General features: G+C 33.8%; 11 protein-coding genes. 9 read left to right on the top strand and 2 right to left on the bottom strand.

Annotation, left to right across the window (positions count from 1 at the left end; translation table 11 throughout):
* The first annotated feature begins 304 nt into the window (after positions 1 to 304).
* Both QLQ94_RS20220 and QLQ94_RS20215 read left to right on the top strand, forming a co-directional pair.
* Entirely contained in the window at positions 305 to 1591 is a 1287-nt protein-coding gene (locus QLQ94_RS20220; protein WP_271338444.1) for a Glu/Leu/Phe/Val family dehydrogenase, read from the top strand.
* Between the two features lie 337 nt (positions 1592 to 1928).
* Positions 1929 to 3152 carry a sterol desaturase family protein gene (locus QLQ94_RS20215; RefSeq protein WP_271338445.1) on the top strand — a complete coding sequence of 408 codons (1224 nt, stop codon included), beginning with the start codon at positions 1929 to 1931 and terminating at the stop codon, positions 3150 to 3152.
* Between the two features lie 400 nt (positions 3153 to 3552).
* Here the strand turns inward: QLQ94_RS20215 and QLQ94_RS20210 are convergent, their stop codons facing one another.
* Positions 3553 to 5151: a DUF6377 domain-containing protein gene (locus QLQ94_RS20210; RefSeq protein WP_482498358.1), complete on the bottom strand. Its 1599-nt coding sequence runs from the start codon at positions 5149 to 5151 to the stop codon at positions 3553 to 3555.
* Positions 5152 to 5624: 473 nt separating this feature from the next.
* Here QLQ94_RS20210 and QLQ94_RS20205 point away from each other — a divergent pair, with 473 nt between their 5' ends.
* The 7 genes from QLQ94_RS20205 (at position 5625) to QLQ94_RS20175 (ending at position 17036) form a co-directional block, all read left to right on the top strand.
* Entirely contained in the window at positions 5625 to 6149 is a 525-nt protein-coding gene (locus tag QLQ94_RS20205) for a DUF5004 domain-containing protein (protein ID WP_271338447.1), read from the top strand.
* A gap of 8 nt (positions 6150 to 6157) precedes the next feature.
* Positions 6158 to 7240 (top strand): hypothetical protein, encoded by a 1083-nt coding sequence (locus tag QLQ94_RS20200; RefSeq protein ID WP_271338448.1) that lies wholly within the window; start codon positions 6158 to 6160, stop codon positions 7238 to 7240.
* Between the two features lie 118 nt (positions 7241 to 7358).
* Entirely contained in the window at positions 7359 to 10379 is a 3021-nt protein-coding gene (locus tag QLQ94_RS20195; protein ID WP_271338449.1) for a SusC/RagA family TonB-linked outer membrane protein, read from the top strand.
* 24 nt (positions 10380 to 10403) lie between these two features.
* Positions 10404 to 11909: a RagB/SusD family nutrient uptake outer membrane protein gene (locus tag QLQ94_RS20190; protein ID WP_271338450.1), complete on the top strand. Its 1506-nt coding sequence runs from the start codon at positions 10404 to 10406 to the stop codon at positions 11907 to 11909.
* Between the two features lie 430 nt (positions 11910 to 12339).
* On the top strand, positions 12340 to 13584 hold the full coding sequence (locus tag QLQ94_RS20185; RefSeq protein ID WP_271338451.1) for a glycoside hydrolase family 99 protein: 1245 nt from the start codon (positions 12340 to 12342) through the stop codon (positions 13582 to 13584).
* 26 nt (positions 13585 to 13610) lie between these two features.
* Positions 13611 to 15629: a glycoside hydrolase family 97 protein gene (locus QLQ94_RS20180; protein ID WP_271338452.1), complete on the top strand. Its 2019-nt coding sequence runs from the start codon at positions 13611 to 13613 to the stop codon at positions 15627 to 15629.
* 222 nt (positions 15630 to 15851) lie between these two features.
* Positions 15852 to 17036 carry an IS4 family transposase gene (locus QLQ94_RS20175; RefSeq protein WP_482497696.1) on the top strand — a complete coding sequence of 395 codons (1185 nt, stop codon included), beginning with the start codon at positions 15852 to 15854 and terminating at the stop codon, positions 17034 to 17036.
* A gap of 199 nt (positions 17037 to 17235) precedes the next feature.
* Here the strand turns inward: QLQ94_RS20175 and QLQ94_RS20170 are convergent, their stop codons facing one another.
* Positions 17236 to 18153, bottom strand: coding sequence for a hypothetical protein (locus QLQ94_RS20170; RefSeq protein ID WP_271338504.1), 918 nt, complete (start codon positions 18151 to 18153; stop codon positions 17236 to 17238).
* Positions 18154 to 18275: the final 122 nt, after the last annotated feature.

Genomic DNA, 18275 nt, shown 5'->3' with positions numbered 1-18275 from the left:
CCACGATGTGTTGCATGCAAAACTACGTGATGAAATGGCGTTAATAGAGAAAGTACTTGTTAGTTATTTTTTTTTTTAGCCTTTCATGCACCATGAAAGGCTTTTTTTAGAACTATTAAAAAACAAATAAAATGAGATCAAATAGAAATACCAATATCATAATGCAATGCTGTCTTATTAAAATTCCATGTTGCGGATGTCGTCATTAATTAATGAAGAATAAATAAAATAGCTTTTGAGTAATTACAAAAGCTTTTAAAGACTTAAAAAGATACCAAATAACCCAAATTAAAAAAAATATATCATGAGTACAGAATTAATAAAACAGAATCCCTTTCAATCGATGATTGATCGTTTTAATATCGCTGCTGACATTCTTAATTTAGATGAATCGATCAGACAAAAACTACAACGACCTGAAAAACAAATTGTTGTTAATTTTTCTATTAGGTTAGACAACGGAAAAGAACAAAATTTCGAAGGATATCGTGTCATCCATAATACAGCTTTAGGGCCTTCAAAAGGAGGGATTCGTTATGATACAGCTGTAAATCTGGATGAAGTAAAAGCTCTTGCAGCCTGGATGACCTGGAAATCAGCCGTAACCGGAATTCCGTTTGGAGGAGCAAAAGGCGGAATTATTTGTGATCCTAAATTACTTTCTAAAACTGAATTAGAAAAAATTACGAGAGCTTATACAAAAGCTTTAGCTGATATTTTTGGACCTGAAAAAGATGTTCCTGCACCGGACATGGGAACTGGCCCTGACGAAATGGGGTGGTTGATGGATGAGTTTTCATTAGTTCACGGCAAAACGATTCACGCCGTTGTAACCGGAAAACATTTGCATTCAGGCGGTTCTTTAGGCAGAGTAGAAGCCACAGGAAGAGGGGTAAGTATTATTACTTTGCTTGCGCTTCAAAAATTAAAATTAAGACCAGCAAAATCGAGTGTTGCAATTCAGGGTTTTGGTAACGTAGGATTGCACTCCGCTTTGTTTTTGTTCGAAAAAGGATTAAAAGTAGTAGCTGTTAGTGATGTTTCTGAAGCTTTTTATAATCCTGAAGGATTAAATATTCCGGAGTTAATTTTATACTATAATCTAAATAATAAAAGTATCAAAGGATATCCAAATTCAATTGCTATCAAACATGAGGATTTATTATTATTAGATGTCGATGTACTGATTCCTGCGGCTAAAGAGGATGTTATCACGCAAAAAAACGCCAATAATATTCGTGCTAAAATCATAGTAGAAGGTGCAAACGGGCCAGTTTCTTCTGATGCTGATCAGATATTGCATGATAATAATGTTTTGGTAGTTCCTGATATTTTAGCAAATGCTGGGGGAGTAACTGTTTCTTATTTCGAGTGGCTTCAAAATTCACTATTAGAATCCTGGAGAATTCACCAAATTAATACCCGTTTGGAAGATATTCTGGAAAAAGGTTTCGAAACCGTTTTTAGAATTGCAGCAAAGCATAATGTGACACCGCGTATTGCAGCTTATATAATTGCTTTGCAAAAAGTAGCCGATACACAGTCTGTAAAAGAAGTAGCGTTGGCTGAACCAAAATTTAAGCAAAATTAAAAATTAGATTTTAGAATATAAAGACTGTTTTCATTGATTACTATTTTTTCAAAAAAGAAGTATTAATCAATGAAAATATCTTTGTTTTAAGTTAATAGTAATGCACTGTATGACGTGAAAAATTATTAAACACATAGAAACATAGGAATTTATGTGAAATAAAGGATACAAAAAGAAATACATTTCTTTCGCATAGTTGCTATGTGAATTTAGATAAGTGAAACGTCCTTTTTTTTGAGTAAGCAAAAGCTATGTTTCTATGTGTTAAAAATAATTGTCCCAGTGTTTATAGTAAAATGTATTAAGTTTTTTTTAAATCAAAAAAGTAATTTTTAAAATGAAACATATTAATTTTCTAGCTTTTGCAATGCCCGCTTTTTTTCTATTCTTGTTTTTAGAATATAAATTAGCGCAACGAAAAAAGAGACCGGAAATTTTTAATTATGAAAGTTCAGTTTCGAATATTAGCATTGGTATTGCAGAGCGATTGATCAATTTATTTATTGCGGCAAGCTTCTATCAATTGTATTATTTGATTTATGATAATTATAGAATTTTTGACATACCAAGTAATGTTTTTGTTTGGTTTGCCTTAATTCTTGCGACTGATTTTGTTTGGTATTGGTACCATCGGTTAGGGCATGAAGTCAATTTTTTCTGGGCGGCGCATATCGTGCACCATCACAGCGAAGAATTTAATTTTACTGCAGCAGCAAGAATTACAACCTTTCAGGCAATAGTAAGAACAGGTTTTTGGTGCGTACTTCCGTTTGTTGGTTTTCATCCGTCTATGGTTATTACAATGTTAATTGTTCACGGAGCGTATTCTTTTTTTACACACACGCAGCTTATTGAACGTATAAAATGGCTGGAATATGTTTTTGTAACACCATCTATTCACGGAATCCATCATGCCTCTGACGAAAAATATTTGGATAAAAATTATGGTGATATGTTTACCTTTTGGGATCGTATTTTTGGAACTTTCCAGGAAGAAGAGGAAAAACCCAAATATGGATTGACACATCCTTTAAAAAGTTATAGTTTTCTGTGGCAGCACTTTCATTATTATTTCGAAATCTATGAATTATGGAAACGTTCTAAAGGTTTTAAAGCCAAATGGAAAGCCGTTTTTGGAAGTCCTGCTCATATGGATCAGGATATAAGGCCAATATTAGAGAAACGTTTTCTGCAAGACAAAGCCAATCCGCATCAGAGACTTCGATTCAAAAATTATCTCTATATTCAGTTAGGAGTTTGCACTTTGTTTTTAACCGTTTTTACGTATTATTTTGAATATTTGAATGCTGTTGATAAGGTATTTGTGCTTTTGATTATTCTGATCACTTTAGTGAATTGTGGTGCTTTGTTAGAACAGCGAAAATGGATATATTATCTCGAATATGGACGCATTTTTATTGTAACGACTTACTTTTTATACGAAGAAAATCTAATCTCGTTTTTCTTTGTTCCGCTTGCCATTATGATTTTTGCCGAGCAGCTATTTTCATTAAGTACCCGATATCAAAACGTGGTCCTTCAATTAGAAGTTTCAGAATAAAAAATAGCCCACAGATTATGCGGATTAAACGGATTATCACAGATTTTTTATAAAGATTAAAAAAGTTAGCCACGAATTGACGAATTATTATGTACAATCAGTATGTGAAAATTCGTGAATAGCGTGGCTTATTCGCTCTCGCTCGGGCAATGTCATTAAGTTAAGAAAAAAGCAATAATGTTTTCCGATTAAATCTTTCGCAAAATCGCAAAGATTTAATCGGAGGACATTATTGTGTTTAAACTTTGCATCTTAGCGCCTTTGCGCGATTAATTTTATTTTCCAAAAACGTTTAACTTAATGACATTGATCGTTCGGGTCGTGGCTATTTTTTTTCCAAAGATTTTAAAAAAAATCTGTGTAAATCTGTTTTAACCCGTTTAACCCTTGGCCAAATAATTTAAATCGTTTTTATCGCCATAATCTTCTCTTCAAAAGAATCTTTAAAATCAGATTTGCTTTTGATTCTCGTTTTATACGTATAAATTGTAGCCACAGAAAGTTCCAGAAATTCTGCCATTTGATTGCTGTCCTGAATTCCTAATCTGTACAAAGCAAAAATGCGGAGTTCCGTATTTAAAAGTTCTCCTTTTTTAACGATGCATTTATGGTCATTTGGGAATAAATGATTAAAATCAGCCACAAAAGTGGGAAATAATTTCAAAAAGATTTCATCAAATTGATGAAAGAGATTTTCGCGTTCTTCCTTAACATTATAACGCTTTAAACTCGCAATAACTTCATCTGTTTTCTTAGTTATGATCTTGTGTAATGTACTTTTTTGCAGATGATCTATTTTATTAATGAAAGCTGAAGTTGCCTTAATAAAATACGTAATATATTCTTCTTTAATCTTATTTGCTTCACTCATGCTAATGTTCATTTCCTGAAGTTGCGCATATGACGAAGCCATTATTTTTCTGGCTTTATTTCTTTCTTTTAGTTGTTTGAAAATAATGATAGAAAACAGAATAATAATCAAAGTCAAAATCGTTAATAGTATAATAATTCTTTCCAGTTTATCATTTTTCTCCTTTACATTATTCAATTGTGCTTTTTCGATAATAGGTAATATCGACGAAATTTCTATTTTTCGATGCCTAGCATTATAAAACGTTGCATCATCCATGGCGATATTAATATACTCATTGGCCTTGTCGAGATAGCCCATTTTAAAAAGCTCATTGGCTAAATTTCTCAATGCCACAGTTTCTTTTGTCGCATTTTTAACATCAGCAATAGCGGCAAGAGCCAGATAATGAATGGCTTTTTTTGTATATCCTCTTTCAGAGTAAATATAACCCAGGCTTGAAGTTGCAATACCGTAATAATCCGGAGGTAATTTATAATTATTGATCCAATAACTAAAAGCAAATTCTGCGCCACGCCAATCTTGCTGTTTCAGGCGTTTTAAACTTTCTGCCGCCCAATACTCATTAGTATTGGTACCAATTAAGGCCAACGCCTTTTGCAGGAAATGATTTCCTTGTTGTACATAATGTATATTAAAGCGTTGGTCCCTGTTATAATCGGCTAAATCATAATAAGCGCGCGCTTTTATAGAGTAGAATTCGAATTTGTTTTTAAGATCGAGCTTTTTATCGTCGATTACATTTAGTGTATCAATTGCTTCCTTAAAAAGACCGGACGAAAGCAATACGAATCCTTCTTTAATGCGGCTTTTAGCCAGATACTTGGGATCTTTTAGAACAATTGCCTTGATTTTAGCTTGTTCTAAATAGTAGTAAGCAGAGTCGTATTTAAAAGATTTATACTCTTCAAACAACAGCATATAATTATCATAGAGAAGATCGTTGTTTTGGCTCAAAGTAAACTTGGATACATTTTTCTTTAAAGCTTCTATTTTACGATACTTCTGTTTTAAGTATGTTTCCTTTTTGAGGAGTACTTTATCTAATTCTTCTAGAACAGGATTTGTCTCTTTTGCAGATAGAGAAAAACCCGCAATGAAAAAATACAGAATTACTATTCTTCGCATGTTTTTGGATTGGTTTAGGGTAAAAAAAATAGTTATGGTTAATCTTTTTGTAATTCAAAAATAGTTTAAGAGCTGATGATTAGCAACTTTTAATAATTAGGGTAGTTAGTATAAATATATGATTAAATAAAGTGGCAGTACAGTGAGAAAGTGGTTTCGAAATGTTAAAAGTAATTTAATAACTTGCAATTATACAATAAAAACCAATTAAATATAAGTATAGTGAAAAAATAATATGTTTTAATTTGGATATTGTCATTTTTACCATAATTTATTTGCGTTTTTTATCTCAACAAAGTCTTGATTTTTGAATTTACGAAAACGTAATAGTTTATTGATTTTCAACGGTTTAAGTTTGAATATATTCAGATATTATCTTGATTTTTCACAGATGTTTTTTTTTAGATTTATTTAACATCTAGTTTCGTACTGTCCTTTTAAAGGGATAAAAAAACTAACAAAAACCAAAATTTATGAGATGTAAAAGTATTTACTGGTTAGCTCTTATGATGTGTTTATTTGCCATTGGCTGTGATAACACTGAAGAGGGAAGCTACGTTGATCCGATTACCATTTATGAGAAAGTAAGTGGAAATTGGGGATTAACAAATTTGAAAATGGTGGATGATTTTGCGAAGGCAAATAAGATCGAACCAAGCGAAGAAAACTTGAGTACCTATTTTAACTACGAGGATTTTAAAATCAAATTCAGCGTAGATGAAAAAAACAATCCAACAAGTTATGAAGTTACGGGCAATGTGCCTGCACTTTTTGCACCAAAAGGCTATTGGCAGCTAAGTTCAGACTTTCAGCCAACAACGCCGGGTACTGCTGTTAAGATTTATTTGTATAGCGATGCGCAAAAAACTCAGAAAACAGATGAATTAAGAGTGACCTCGATTCCGGGTAAAGGTGGTGAAATGGAATTACAGTTAGCGCGTACTTCCGGAGGGGCTACGTTTCTATCTTATGTGTTTAAATTAACTGCTATTAAATAAAAAGTAATATGAAAAAATTTATATATACAATTTTACTTGCCCTTTTGATGGCTCCTAATTTTATGCAGGCACAAGAAACTGTAGGAGCTGTGGGTGCTATATCATCATTTCCTGTCGTGTACAAATATGATGAAAAGGTGACATGGTTTTTTGATCTTTCGGCAACTACATATGCTGAAAATGAAGAATTATACATGTGGATTTGGTCACCATCAGAACCAGATGCAGGACATTGGGAAAATTCTTCTGATTTTGCAAAACTGACTCACGTCAAAGACAAAATCTGGAGTTTTACTTTGACTCCAACACAATATTTTTCTAAAACCGCAGCTCAAATTGCTGCAAGTGATGGATTTTGGCTTCGTATAAAAAATAAAAACGGATCAAAACAAAGTGAAGTAGCAAATATAGCTTATACTGATTTTTCCTCATTTTACACGGCTAATGAGCTGATCAGAGCTTATCCGACCAAACCAACAATTGATAAAGGAGTAAGTATTTTGTTTAATGCTAATCTAATTCCGGAATTTGCGGGAGCAACAAGTGTTCACATACATAGCGGATTGAATGATTGGGACGTTCAGCAAATGTATGAAGCATCGAAACCAGAAATTGCCGAAAAAACAAAATTGAAAGATTTAGGAAACGGTTTTTATAAAATGGATTTAGTTCCTAAGGATTATTACAATACACCGGATGGTTACGAAATGAAAAATTTAGTATTCCTGATGGTAAAAGATAATTGGGCAGGTACAACTCCGGATCAGGTTTTATACGCAGGAGCTTTTGTGCCACCTCCACCGCCAGTTTTTGGATTTTTTCCGTTGCAAATCAGTCAAAAAGATTTTCTTGGAATGTCAAGAAAAAATAATGAGTCGGGTGTAAACAAATTGATCTATACAATTACAGCCGGAAGCAAAGTAATTCAGGGTGAGTTTGCCGGAGGAACGGCAGAAATAAAAGGATTTGTCAATCTGGTTACAGAGCTTAAGGATGTTCCTAATTTAAATGAAATTCATGTTTTGGTAAAAGATAATAAAGACAAAACGATTTCGGATACCACGATTCCTCTTAAAACTTTAGACAAATAATTCACTATCAAATTAAAACATCAATTCTAATGAAATGAGCATAACCTAAAATTTGGTCTAAAACCAATAATGGCTATGTGAATTGCATATGACCGATAAAAACAATAAATAACTACATATGAATAGTAAAAATAAAAAAATAGTCCTGCATCAAATGTGGACTACTAAAAATGTGGTATTCATGATTTTCATGCTTTTTCTTTCGGCAGGAATGTTTGCTCAGGAAAAAAAGCAGGTATCAGGTACCGTTTATGATAATGTGGGAAGTGTATTACCGGGAGCGACGGTAATTGAGGTAGGAACCAGAAATGCAACCACAACAGATTTTGACGGAAAATTTGTTTTAGCCGTAGCCGTAGGAGGTTCTATCGAAGTTTCATTTATAGGATCAACTACTCAGAAAGTTCAGATCACTACAGCAACAAAACCAAATTTAGATGTTCGTTTGCAAAATGACGGTTATATGCTTGCTGAAGTTCAGGTAGTTTCTGTAGGGTACGGAACACAAAAGAAATCAGATTTAACAGGAGCAATTTCAAGTCTTAAGGCAGATGATTTAGTAAAAGGAACACTTTCTTCTACAGAGCAGGTTTTGCAGGGAAAAGTAGCGGGATTAAATATTATTCGTCCTTCGGGAGATCCTGCAGCAGGTTCTACTATACGTTTACGTGGCGGAACTTCATTAACAGCAAGCAACAGTCCGCTTATTGTAGTTGATGGTATTGCAGGAGTTGATATTAATATCGTTCAGCCCTCTGATATTAAATCAGTAGATGTTCTAAAAGATGCTTCGGCAACAGCTATCTACGGATCAAGAGGAGCAAACGGAGTTATTATCATTACAACAAAATCCGGTACAAAAGGAGTTTCAGTTACCTACACCGGTTTATCAAGTGTGGGTTATGTAACAGATAATTTAGATCTTTTATCAGCCAATCAATGGAGAGGTTATGTTCGCAGTACAGGAAATAAAGATGCTGTTGATTATGGCGGAAATACAAACTGGCAAAAAGCAATTGAACAAACTGCAATTTCACAATCTCATACTTTAAGTATTAATTCAGGAAAAGCTGACAGTGGTTTTAGAACATCACTTTCGTACCTGAATAATGAGGGAGTTATTAAAAAAACAGGTTTAGAAAGATTAAGTGGAAACGTTAATGCTTATCAATATTTAGGAGATAATAAAGAGGTGAAATTCGATATGGGGTTATTTGCCAATGTTGATAAGTGGCATCCTATGGATTATAGAATTTTTGAGCGTACTTATAATCTAAATCCAACAATTCCGGTATATGATGCTAATGGCAAATTTTCAGCTGTTTCCGGAAATATTTACGAAAATCCAGTAGAGATTTTAACCAACAGAACGGTTGATAACGAAAGACACAGATTGTTAGGGTATTTTAAAACCGAAGTAAAGTTTGCAAAAGACTTTCTTGCTGTAGCAAACATTTCATACGAACATAATGCAGTAAAAGGTAGTACTTACAAACCAAGTTATGCAGTTATGGAAGGGACAACTGAAAACGGTTATGCTCAAAAAACATATGCAGAATTTGCAAATGCTCAAGGCGAGATTTATGTAAATTACAATAAAGTAATTGATAAACACACTATTGGTGCTCTTGCAGGATATTCTTACTTAGAGAATATTTACGAAGGTTTTGGTGCTCAGCGTAGTGGTTTTGTAACAGATGCTTTTACCTCAAACAATTTAGGAGCGGGATATAATTATCGTTTGGGCGATGTGTATTCTTATAAAGGAAAATCAGATTTGGTTTCGTTTTATGCCCGTGCAAATTATTCTTACGATGGTAAATATTTGCTTACAGGTACTGTAAGAAGGGATGGTTCCAGCCGTTTTGGAGAAAACAATAAATGGGGAACTTTCCCATCAGCATCTGCGGCATGGAAAGTTTCAAGCGAAGAATTTATGAGCTCAACAAAAGGGTGGTTAGACAATCTTAAAGTTAGAGTAGGTTATGGAGTTACAGGTAATCAGGACGGAATTGGAGAGTACAAATCACTTTCGATTTTAGGAGTTGGTAATGATAGTTACTACGATCCAAAGACAGGAACCTGGAGTTTGGCATATTCACCAAAACAAAATCCGAACCCTGATTTAAAATGGGAATCAACAAGACAATTAAACGTTGGTGTAGATTTTAGTTTGTTCAACAGAATTACAGGTTCATTTGAGTATTATATAAAAAACACTGATGATCTATTATATACTTACGAAGTGCCTCAGCCTCCTTATTTAGTTGGAACAATGTTGGCAAATGTTGGCGAAATGTCCAACAAAGGAGTTGAACTTACTTTGAATGCTGATATCATAAAAGGAGATAAATTTTCATGGAACGCTAATTTGACTTTAGGTCACAACGTTCAAAAAATAGAAAAATTATCCAATCCTACTTATAAAACTGATGTAATTTACAGTGGATCTTTGCATGGTTTAGCAGGTATGTCAGGACAATATTCTCAAATTATTGCCGAAGGTTATGCAGTTGGAACTTTCTGGGGCTTTCAAAGCGCAGGACTTGGTGCCGATGGAAAAATGTTATACTATAATGCTGCCGGAGACAAAGTTTTAGATAATGTTTTAGTAGATGGTGACAAAAGAGATTTAGGAAATATCCAGCCTGATTTGACTATGGGTATCGGAATGAATTTTGCTTACGGAAATTTTGATTTAGGTGTGACAGGATACGGAATGTTTGGTCAAAAAGCATTGAATGCAACCAACATGATGTTGAACGATCCTAACAGATTACCAAGTTTTAATGTTCCTGATGATTTTCTAAATAGCGGCATTACATCTGCTCCAAAATACTCCAGTTATTGGATCGAAGATGCTTCTTTCTTCAGGCTTCAAAATGTTTCTGTTGGGTATACTATGCCTTTGAAATACAAAAGTTCAAAATTGAGAATTTATCTTATGGGAGAAAATCTTGCTGTAATTACAAAGTATAAAGGCGTAGATCCTGAAATTGGATTAAATGCACAAGACGGAATCAATCAGACTGGAGTAATGGATTTAACCGGATTAGCAGCTCCCGGAATTGACAGATATAATAATTATCCCCGACCAACTACGATTTCTGTAGGATTAAATTTTACGCTAAATAACTAAGCGATTAACTCAAAAATATAAAAAATGAAAATCAAAATAACAGCAGCACTATTAGTGAGCGTGCTTTTTACGATATCATGTACCAATCTGAATGAAGATTTATATGACAGAGTAGAAGACGGCAATTTTGGAAATACTCCAAAAGAAGTTGATGCATTAGTGGGAGGAGCTTATTCTTCGTTAAGAGGATTTGCAGACGGAATATCAAATAATTATCCAACAAGTGAGTATGTATTTTTCCTGAATGAAACAGCTTCAGACGAAGCGACGATTCCAACAAGAGGAACCAACTGGTATGATGGAGGTCAATATCAGGACATACAAAAGCACACCTGGAAGGCAGATAATCGTTTGATTCTTTCGGCCTGGCGTTACAATTATACCGGAATTGCCAAAATCAACTCGATTATTTACCAAGTAGATAAATCGCCATTGACAGATGCAGCAAAAGCTCCAATTTATGCAGAGCTAAAATCGTTGAGAGCTTATTATTACTACAACCTTTTAGATGCATTTGGTAATGTGCCAATTGTAGTCAATTTTGAGGATACTTCTTTACCATCAAATTCTACCAGAAAACAAGTTTATGATTTTGTAGAAAAAGAGCTGCTGGATGCTATTCCATATTTAAATTCAAATGTGGTGTATTCTAAATTGACAAAAAATGTAGCCTATTCTTTACTGGCAAGATTGTATTTAAATTCAGAAGCTTTTATAGGTACGGCCCGTTGGCAGGATTGCATCAATATGTGCCAGAAAGTTACCGGATATACTTTGACACCCGATTTCTTTGCCAATTTTGCAAAAGAAAATGAAAAGTCACCAGAGATTATTTTCGCAATTCCTTACGATCAAAAAGCAGGAACAGTAGGTAATTATATGAGCTCAATGTCGTGCCATTATTTACATAAATTGACGATCTCGGCATCAGGAAATGATTTTCCGTGGAGTGCGAACGGAATGTGTGCTCAACCAGGCGTATATTCTGCTTTTGCCGAGACAGATAAAAGAAGAAAATGTATGGTGGCCGGAGATCAGATTAGTGTTGCAACAGGTCAGGTTATTGTAATGGATAACGGAGAACCGTTAACATATACAGAAGAAGTTACCAGTGTTGCTGATGCCAAAGAAAACCAAGGAGTTCGTTTAGGAAAATATGAAATGAAAGCAGGTGATCAATGGGAACGTGATAATGATTTTGTATTGATTCGTTATGCCGAAATTTTATTGATGCAAGCTGAATGTTATGTTCGTCTGGGATCTGCAGATTTGGCAAAACCATTTGTTCAACAAATTACAGCTCGTGCCGGAGAAGAAATGCCAACCCTGATCGATCTTGACTTTATTGATAAAGAATTGCTTAAGGAATTTACTTTTGAAGGAAGAAGAAGAACAGATAACATCCGTTTTGGAACATTCTTCAAGACATGGTGGGAAAAAGGAACAACTGAAAAGTACAGAGCAATTTTTCCAATTCCAAGCACAGTTTTAACTACAAATAAAAACCTGGTACAGAATCCTGGGTATTAGGTTCTTGAATGTCAGTCTTCCGTGTTGGTTAGTCGTGGAAGGCTGACATATTTTTATATGAATGAAACTTATGAATTAAAAATTGAGAATTAAAAATCTTTTAATCATTGGCAAAAAAAATAAATCTGCCAGATCTGCAAAATCTGCGAGAAAAAATTAGTCACAAATTATAGAGGATTAAAATGATTAAAAAAATCTATGGAAACCTTTTTAATCAGTGGCAAAAAAAATAATCTGCTCAATCTGCGTGAAATAATTTTAGCCACAGATTAGAAGATTAAAATGATTAAAAAAGTTTCACGCAGATTGAGCAGATTAAAGCAGATTTGGTTTTGATATAATTACAATTCATCTACATGAAATAATTAAAAAAAAATCTTTCTAATCATTTTAATCTGTGGCAAAAAAATAAAACAAATAACACATCAATATGAAAAGATCTATCACATTATTGTTTTTTGGGATCATGAATATTTTAGTCGCCGCAGGTTGTAGCAGCGATGATAAAAATTCTGATAAACCTACAGAACCGGAAACATTTGAACCTGTTGCGATTGAAAAAACAAATAGCACCAAAATTTATGTTCATTATATGTCTTGGTTTGAAACCAATGAAAGTAGTGCCGATAAAAAATGGGGATATCACTGGACAATGGCAAACAAAAATCCAAATAACATTGGTGCAAACAATCGCAGAGAAATTGCGTCGTACTATTATCCGCTAATTGGTCCCTATCATTCAGGCGATAAAAATGTGATTGAAAATCATTTATTATTGATGAAATATTCAGGAATCGATGGTGTTTTGATCGATTGGTATGGCACTTTTGATGTAAACGATTATCGAATGGTAAAGGAAAACACAGAACAGTTAATAGCCATGTTAAACAAAGTAGGACTAGAATATGCTATTGTTTATGAAGATCGATTTTTGCCCAATGTAGTAAATGCAGGAAAAGCGATTTCAGTTACAGGTGCAGCAAAAACGGACTTAGCTTATTTGCAAACCAATTATTTTGGAGATAAAAATTATATCAAAATAAATGGAAAACCATTGTTGCTTAATTTCGGACCAATTGTATTGCAGACACCGGCTGAATGGACAAATGTTTTTAATACGTTAACCGTAAAACCTACTTTTTTAACCCTTTGGGGCGAATCTGCAGACGCGGGAGACAATGCCTCAGGAGAATATGCCTGGGTATATAAAAACAGTACCACGCTTACAAATTTTTACACCAATACAATGCCAAAATTGGGCGTTGCAATGGGAAGTGCTTATCCCGGTTTTAAAGATTTTTATGCCGAAGGCGGCGGTGGAGCAGCAATTGGCTGGACTATAGAACACAATAACGGAGCAACTCTGGATGAAACACTTTCTCTGGCAAAAAATGCCAATGTCAATTACCTGCAATTGGTGACCTGGAATGACTTTGGAGAAGGAACAATGTTCGAACCAACAGTAGAATTTGGCTATACTTATATCGAAAAAGTAAAAGCATTTGCCGGTGTAAAAAGTACCGAAACTGTTTTTCCTGATATCAGTAAAATGTACAATCTGCGAATGGATAAAAAAGGCAATGCCGATGCCCAGAAAAAAATAGATCAGGCTTTTAATTATTTTGTTTCCATGCAGCCAGCAAAAGCAAAACAGTTACTAAACGAAATTAAATAAAGAGTTGTAATTAATACAATTAAATAATGAAAAACATAAAATATAGATACTGTCTAATCGCCTTAGCATCAATATTGTTAGTTGCATGCAGTACTAAAAAAACATATAAAATAAGCTCTCCGGGAAAAAATACTGAATTAGTTTTTGAATTAACCCCCACAGGTCAGCCACAATATAGTTTTACAGCAAACGGAAAATCAGTTATAGAACCTTCTTTAATGGGATTTGAATTTAAAGGAATCCAAAAAATGACCGACGGTTTTGAAGTGGTTTCCACCGAAGAAAAATCAGCAGACGAAACATGGGAACAACCTTGGGGAGAATTCAAAAAAGTAAGAGATCACCATAACGAACTAATTGTTCACTTGAAAGAGTCAAAAGGAGAAGAACGTTTGGTTGATATCATCTTCAGGGTTTTTGATGACGGAGTTGGTTTTAGATATGAATTTCCAAAACAGCCACATTTAAATAAAGTTGAAATATCCAATGAGATTACTCAATTTACTTTCAAATCAAATAATGATGTTTGGTGGATTCCCGTGCACCGTGAAAACAGTTATTATGAAAGTACCTACCGTAAAACGCCAACAAGTAAAACTGATACGATCAATACACCGGCGACTTTTGAAACAAAAGAAAAATTATTTGTAGCAATTCACGAAGCCAATCTAACGGATTTCACTTCAATGACATTATTGAAAACAAATGATAAACAATACAAAAGCGAATTGGTGCCTTGGAAAAATGGCGTAAAAGTATATGCCCAAACACCTTTTAAAACTCCTTGGAGAACAATTGTGGTAGGAAAAAATCCGGGAGAAGTTGCGACTTCGACCATTATGCTAAATCTAAATGAACCTTCAAAAATTGAAGATCTTTCCTGGATTACACCTTCAAAATATATTGGAATCTGGTGGGGAATGCATCTGGAAAAATACACTTGGGGACAAGGACCAAAACACGGTGCGACAACTAAAAATACAAAAGAATATATTGATTTTGCTGCCAAAAATAATTTAGACGGAGTTCTTGTAGAAGGCTGGAACGAAGGTTGGGATGGCGATTGGACCGCTGACGGATCTTCTTTTAGTTTTGTAAAAGCATATCCTGATTTTAATCTGGAAGAAATTACAAAATATGCAGCCATAAAAAATGTTCGTCTAATAGGGCACCACGAAACGGCAGGTGCTACAAAACATTACGAAAGCCAGCTAGAAGATGCTTTTAAATTGTATCAGAAAATGGGCGTAAATACCGTAAAAACGGGTTATGTAAATAAATATCTGGATAAAAAAGAATGGCATGATAGCCAATACGGAGCACGTCATTACAGAAAAGTAATGGAAACAGCGGCTAAATATCATATCATGATCGACAATCACGAGCCTATAAAAGGAACAGGATTGCAGCGCACCTATCCAAACTTTATGACACAAGAAGGCGGAAGAGGACAAGAATACAATGCCTGGTCTGTTGATGGCGGAAATACTCCGGAACATTTAACGACTTTGCCTTTTACCAGAATGCTTTCAGGACCGTTTGATTATACACCAGGGAATTTTAATTTTGATTATAAAACACCTTCCGGAGCAAGAGTGCAAACAACTTTAGCCAATCAATTGGCATTGTATGTTATCATTTTCAGTCCGTTGCAAATGGCATCAGATTTACCGGAGAATTACGAAGGAAAACCGGAGTTTCAGTTTATCAAAGATGTTCCCTGTACATGGTCAGACACTAAAGTTTTAGATTCCAGAATAGGAGAATATACAACAATCGTGCGTAAAGACTGGGACGAGAAAAATTGGTATTTGGGCTCTATTACAAACAGCTATGCCAGAAATCTAAAAGTAGCATTGACGTTTTTAGATGCTGAAAAAGAGTATGAAGCTGAAATTTATGCTGATGGAGCGGGAGCAAATTATAAAACAAACCCATATCCTGTCACGATTTCAAAACAGAAAGTAAATAACAAAACGGTATTTGATCTTAAATTGGCAGCTGGCGGAGGAACAGCTATAAAATTTACTCCAATCGAGAAATAAGTTAGTTTGATTTTATTTTGAGTTAAGTTTAAGTTGGTGCAATGAACCCGATATTTTGAAAAAAAGTATCGGGTTTGTTATTTTTATTTTTTTACCATATAAGTTGAGGTAAGATATTATAAGTTTGGTTGATACCTTTGTCAAAGTTTTAAACCAAGAGTGTAAGGAACTTTTGTAAAAAACTATTATTTTTATTTTCTGTATTTATAAATCTATCAGAAAATGCAAATCAGAACAGAAGTAAAAGAAATATTAAATTATATTTCAGAAGATCAACTTGATTTTTTTGCTCAGCAAACTATGGTTGACTGGAATGCTAAAAAACTAAAAGGCAAGGAATTATTTAAACTTTGTGTTTTTGGAGTCTTAAATGAAAATAGAGCCAGCTCTAGAGTATTTGAGAATTTTTATGAGAATCATTTTTTTTGTAAATATGCTCAAATTCCCAAAGATAAAAGTGTAAGTCACAGCAGTATTGCAGAGAGAATAGGAAAAATAAACGTTGAGTATTTCGAAAAACTTTATCAGCACACCGTTACTGTTTTTCAGGATAAACTCAATGATAAAGATAAGATCAAATTAAGTTTGTATGATTCCACAATTACAAGCTTATCTGCTTCTTTGTTAAGTTTCGGGATGCGAAATGGGCAGAAAAACAAAAAAGGAGAACAGGGCAAAAATAGTATAAAATTTACAATTGGTTTTAATGAATTGCCCTTTAATGTAAAGTTTCACAAGGATCAAAAAATGATTAGTGAAGATTTGGCTTTGGGCAATATTCTAGAAGAGCACATAGCCAACAAAAAAGATATTGCCGTTTTTGATCGTGGAATGAAGAATAGAAAAACAATGGTTGATCTCTCTACTGATGATAAATATTTTGTAACCCGAATTTATAAATCATCTAAATATGAAGTAGAGAAAGGCAGTAAGGTCACTCCATTGGATTTTGAAAATGATATTCTTAAATTAACAAAACATAGCAGGGTTTATCTTTACTCGAATCAAAAAAAGACTAAAATAGTTTTTAGATTAGTGGAAGGGATATTAAAATCTGATGGAGAGAAGATCTTGTTTTTAAGCAATTTGCCAGAAGAAGAATTTACGGCAGATCAAATAGCAGAAATTTATAAAAAGCGTTGGGACATTGAGCGTTTCTTTAGATTTATAAAGCAAGAAATGAATTTTAAGCACTATTTTTCAAGACAGTGGAATGGAATTCAGGTAATGATATATATTATTTTAATTGCATCAATCTTGCTCTTGAGTTATATAAAACTAAATGAATTAAAAGGATATAAGATCCCCAAAATTTCATTTTGTAATCAATTACAAAATGAAATCATTCAACAAATAGTAATACATTGTGGTGGGGATCCTGCTAAAATAGAGACATTCAATGCATAAAATAAAGTTCCTTACACTCTTGGTTTTAAACTTTGACAAAGGTAATCTAGAATTGAATACTCTAATTGTGTGATTTTTATGCTATTACTTGACTGATTCGCTTTGCGAAAACGCGGATAAAACAGATTTTTTATTTGGAATCAAGTACTCTCCCCGTGGTCGAAAATGAAAAAATTATGAACAATTGTAATTTAACTTTCTAATGTTTATTAAGCTTTATGTGTCCGCCAAAAGTATAGGCTGCTGCGAGAGTAGGACCATTATATCCCCATTTTAAAAAACCGTTTAGTCTTTTTTCTACGGCATCAACTTTAAAATTTAGTCCCGTATATCCGGCGGTAAGGCTAAAGTTTTTGTGTACATTGTATAAAAGGGATAAATTATAGCTAATAATTCGCCCATCGATATCGTCAATTTTCAAAGCAAGATAATTTGCATTCACATACAAGCCAAAACGTTTTGTCAGGACAAATTCGCCCCAGATTCCAACATCAGGCAATGGAGCCGTGAAATTAAAACTATCTCTGTATTCTGTTACAGCCTGATTGGCATCAACGCGTAGCCCCAGATCTGTAAAAAGTACGTGGGCACCTATTAATAAACCGATTTCATATTTTGGTTTTACTAAAAAGGCATAACCGTAAGCAATCCGGGCAATCTGAACATCAAAAAACGCGGTTACTCTTGTGTTTATGTGGTAAGTATTTTCTCCAAAAGTGATGTCTTTTTCCAGAGTTTTGGTAGAACTTCTGTCTAAAGCAAAATATTCAAAACCTAATCTCGATCTTTTTGAAATACGCCAGTCAAATGTTGCCATAAAGGAAGCGCTTGATTTTGAGAATCCTAAGTCATTTTCGAGATCTATTTTTGTACCTCTGTTTCCATTGTTTGTACCTACTTCAATTTCAGTATTATTTACAGGAAAAAAAGCTCCGGCAGTTACTTTAAATCGTCTATCATGCCAGGGTAAATCTGTGGCGTCATAATCCTGCGGATTTTCTGAGTTATCATTTTGTATAGCAGGCAGGGAATTTTCGATTGGGATTTCAGAAGTGGTTTGAGCTTGAATCGAGAGACAAAAAAGAGAGACTATCAAAAAATAAAATAAGTTTTTCATTGGATTTATTTTTAAATTTTATTGATAAATTTTTAACACTTAAAGTTAACAAAAAAAATCACTCATTTTTATTTTTTATATTTTTTATTTGAATAAAAATACTGATTATCAATGAATTATGT

It is taken from the genome of Flavobacterium sp. B114r (genome assembly GCF_056824125.1).
This window is presented reverse-complemented; position numbering and strand designations above follow the sequence as displayed.

What these genes read in the sequence shown, in the direction of transcription:
- QLQ94_RS20220 (WP_271338444.1), top strand. Translation starts at nt 305, where the DNA reads ATGAGTACAGAATTAATAAAACAGAATCCCTTTCAATCGATGATTGAT.
- QLQ94_RS20215 (WP_271338445.1), top strand. Translation starts at nt 1,929, where the DNA reads ATGAAACATATTAATTTTCTAGCTTTTGCAATGCCCGCTTTTTTTCTA.
- QLQ94_RS20210 (WP_482498358.1), bottom strand. Translation starts at nt 5,151, where the DNA reads ATGCGAAGAATAGTAATTCTGTATTTTTTCATTGCGGGTTTTTCTCTA.
- QLQ94_RS20205 (WP_271338447.1), top strand. Translation starts at nt 5,625, where the DNA reads ATGAGATGTAAAAGTATTTACTGGTTAGCTCTTATGATGTGTTTATTT.
- QLQ94_RS20200 (WP_271338448.1), top strand. Translation starts at nt 6,158, where the DNA reads ATGAAAAAATTTATATATACAATTTTACTTGCCCTTTTGATGGCTCCT.
- QLQ94_RS20195 (WP_271338449.1), top strand. Translation starts at nt 7,359, where the DNA reads ATGAATAGTAAAAATAAAAAAATAGTCCTGCATCAAATGTGGACTACT.
- QLQ94_RS20190 (WP_271338450.1), top strand. Translation starts at nt 10,404, where the DNA reads ATGAAAATCAAAATAACAGCAGCACTATTAGTGAGCGTGCTTTTTACG.
- QLQ94_RS20185 (WP_271338451.1), top strand. Translation starts at nt 12,340, where the DNA reads ATGAAAAGATCTATCACATTATTGTTTTTTGGGATCATGAATATTTTA.
- QLQ94_RS20180 (WP_271338452.1), top strand. Translation starts at nt 13,611, where the DNA reads ATGAAAAACATAAAATATAGATACTGTCTAATCGCCTTAGCATCAATA.
- QLQ94_RS20175 (WP_482497696.1), top strand. Translation starts at nt 15,852, where the DNA reads ATGCAAATCAGAACAGAAGTAAAAGAAATATTAAATTATATTTCAGAA.
- QLQ94_RS20170 (WP_271338504.1), bottom strand. Translation starts at nt 18,153, where the DNA reads ATGAAAAACTTATTTTATTTTTTGATAGTCTCTCTTTTTTGTCTCTCG.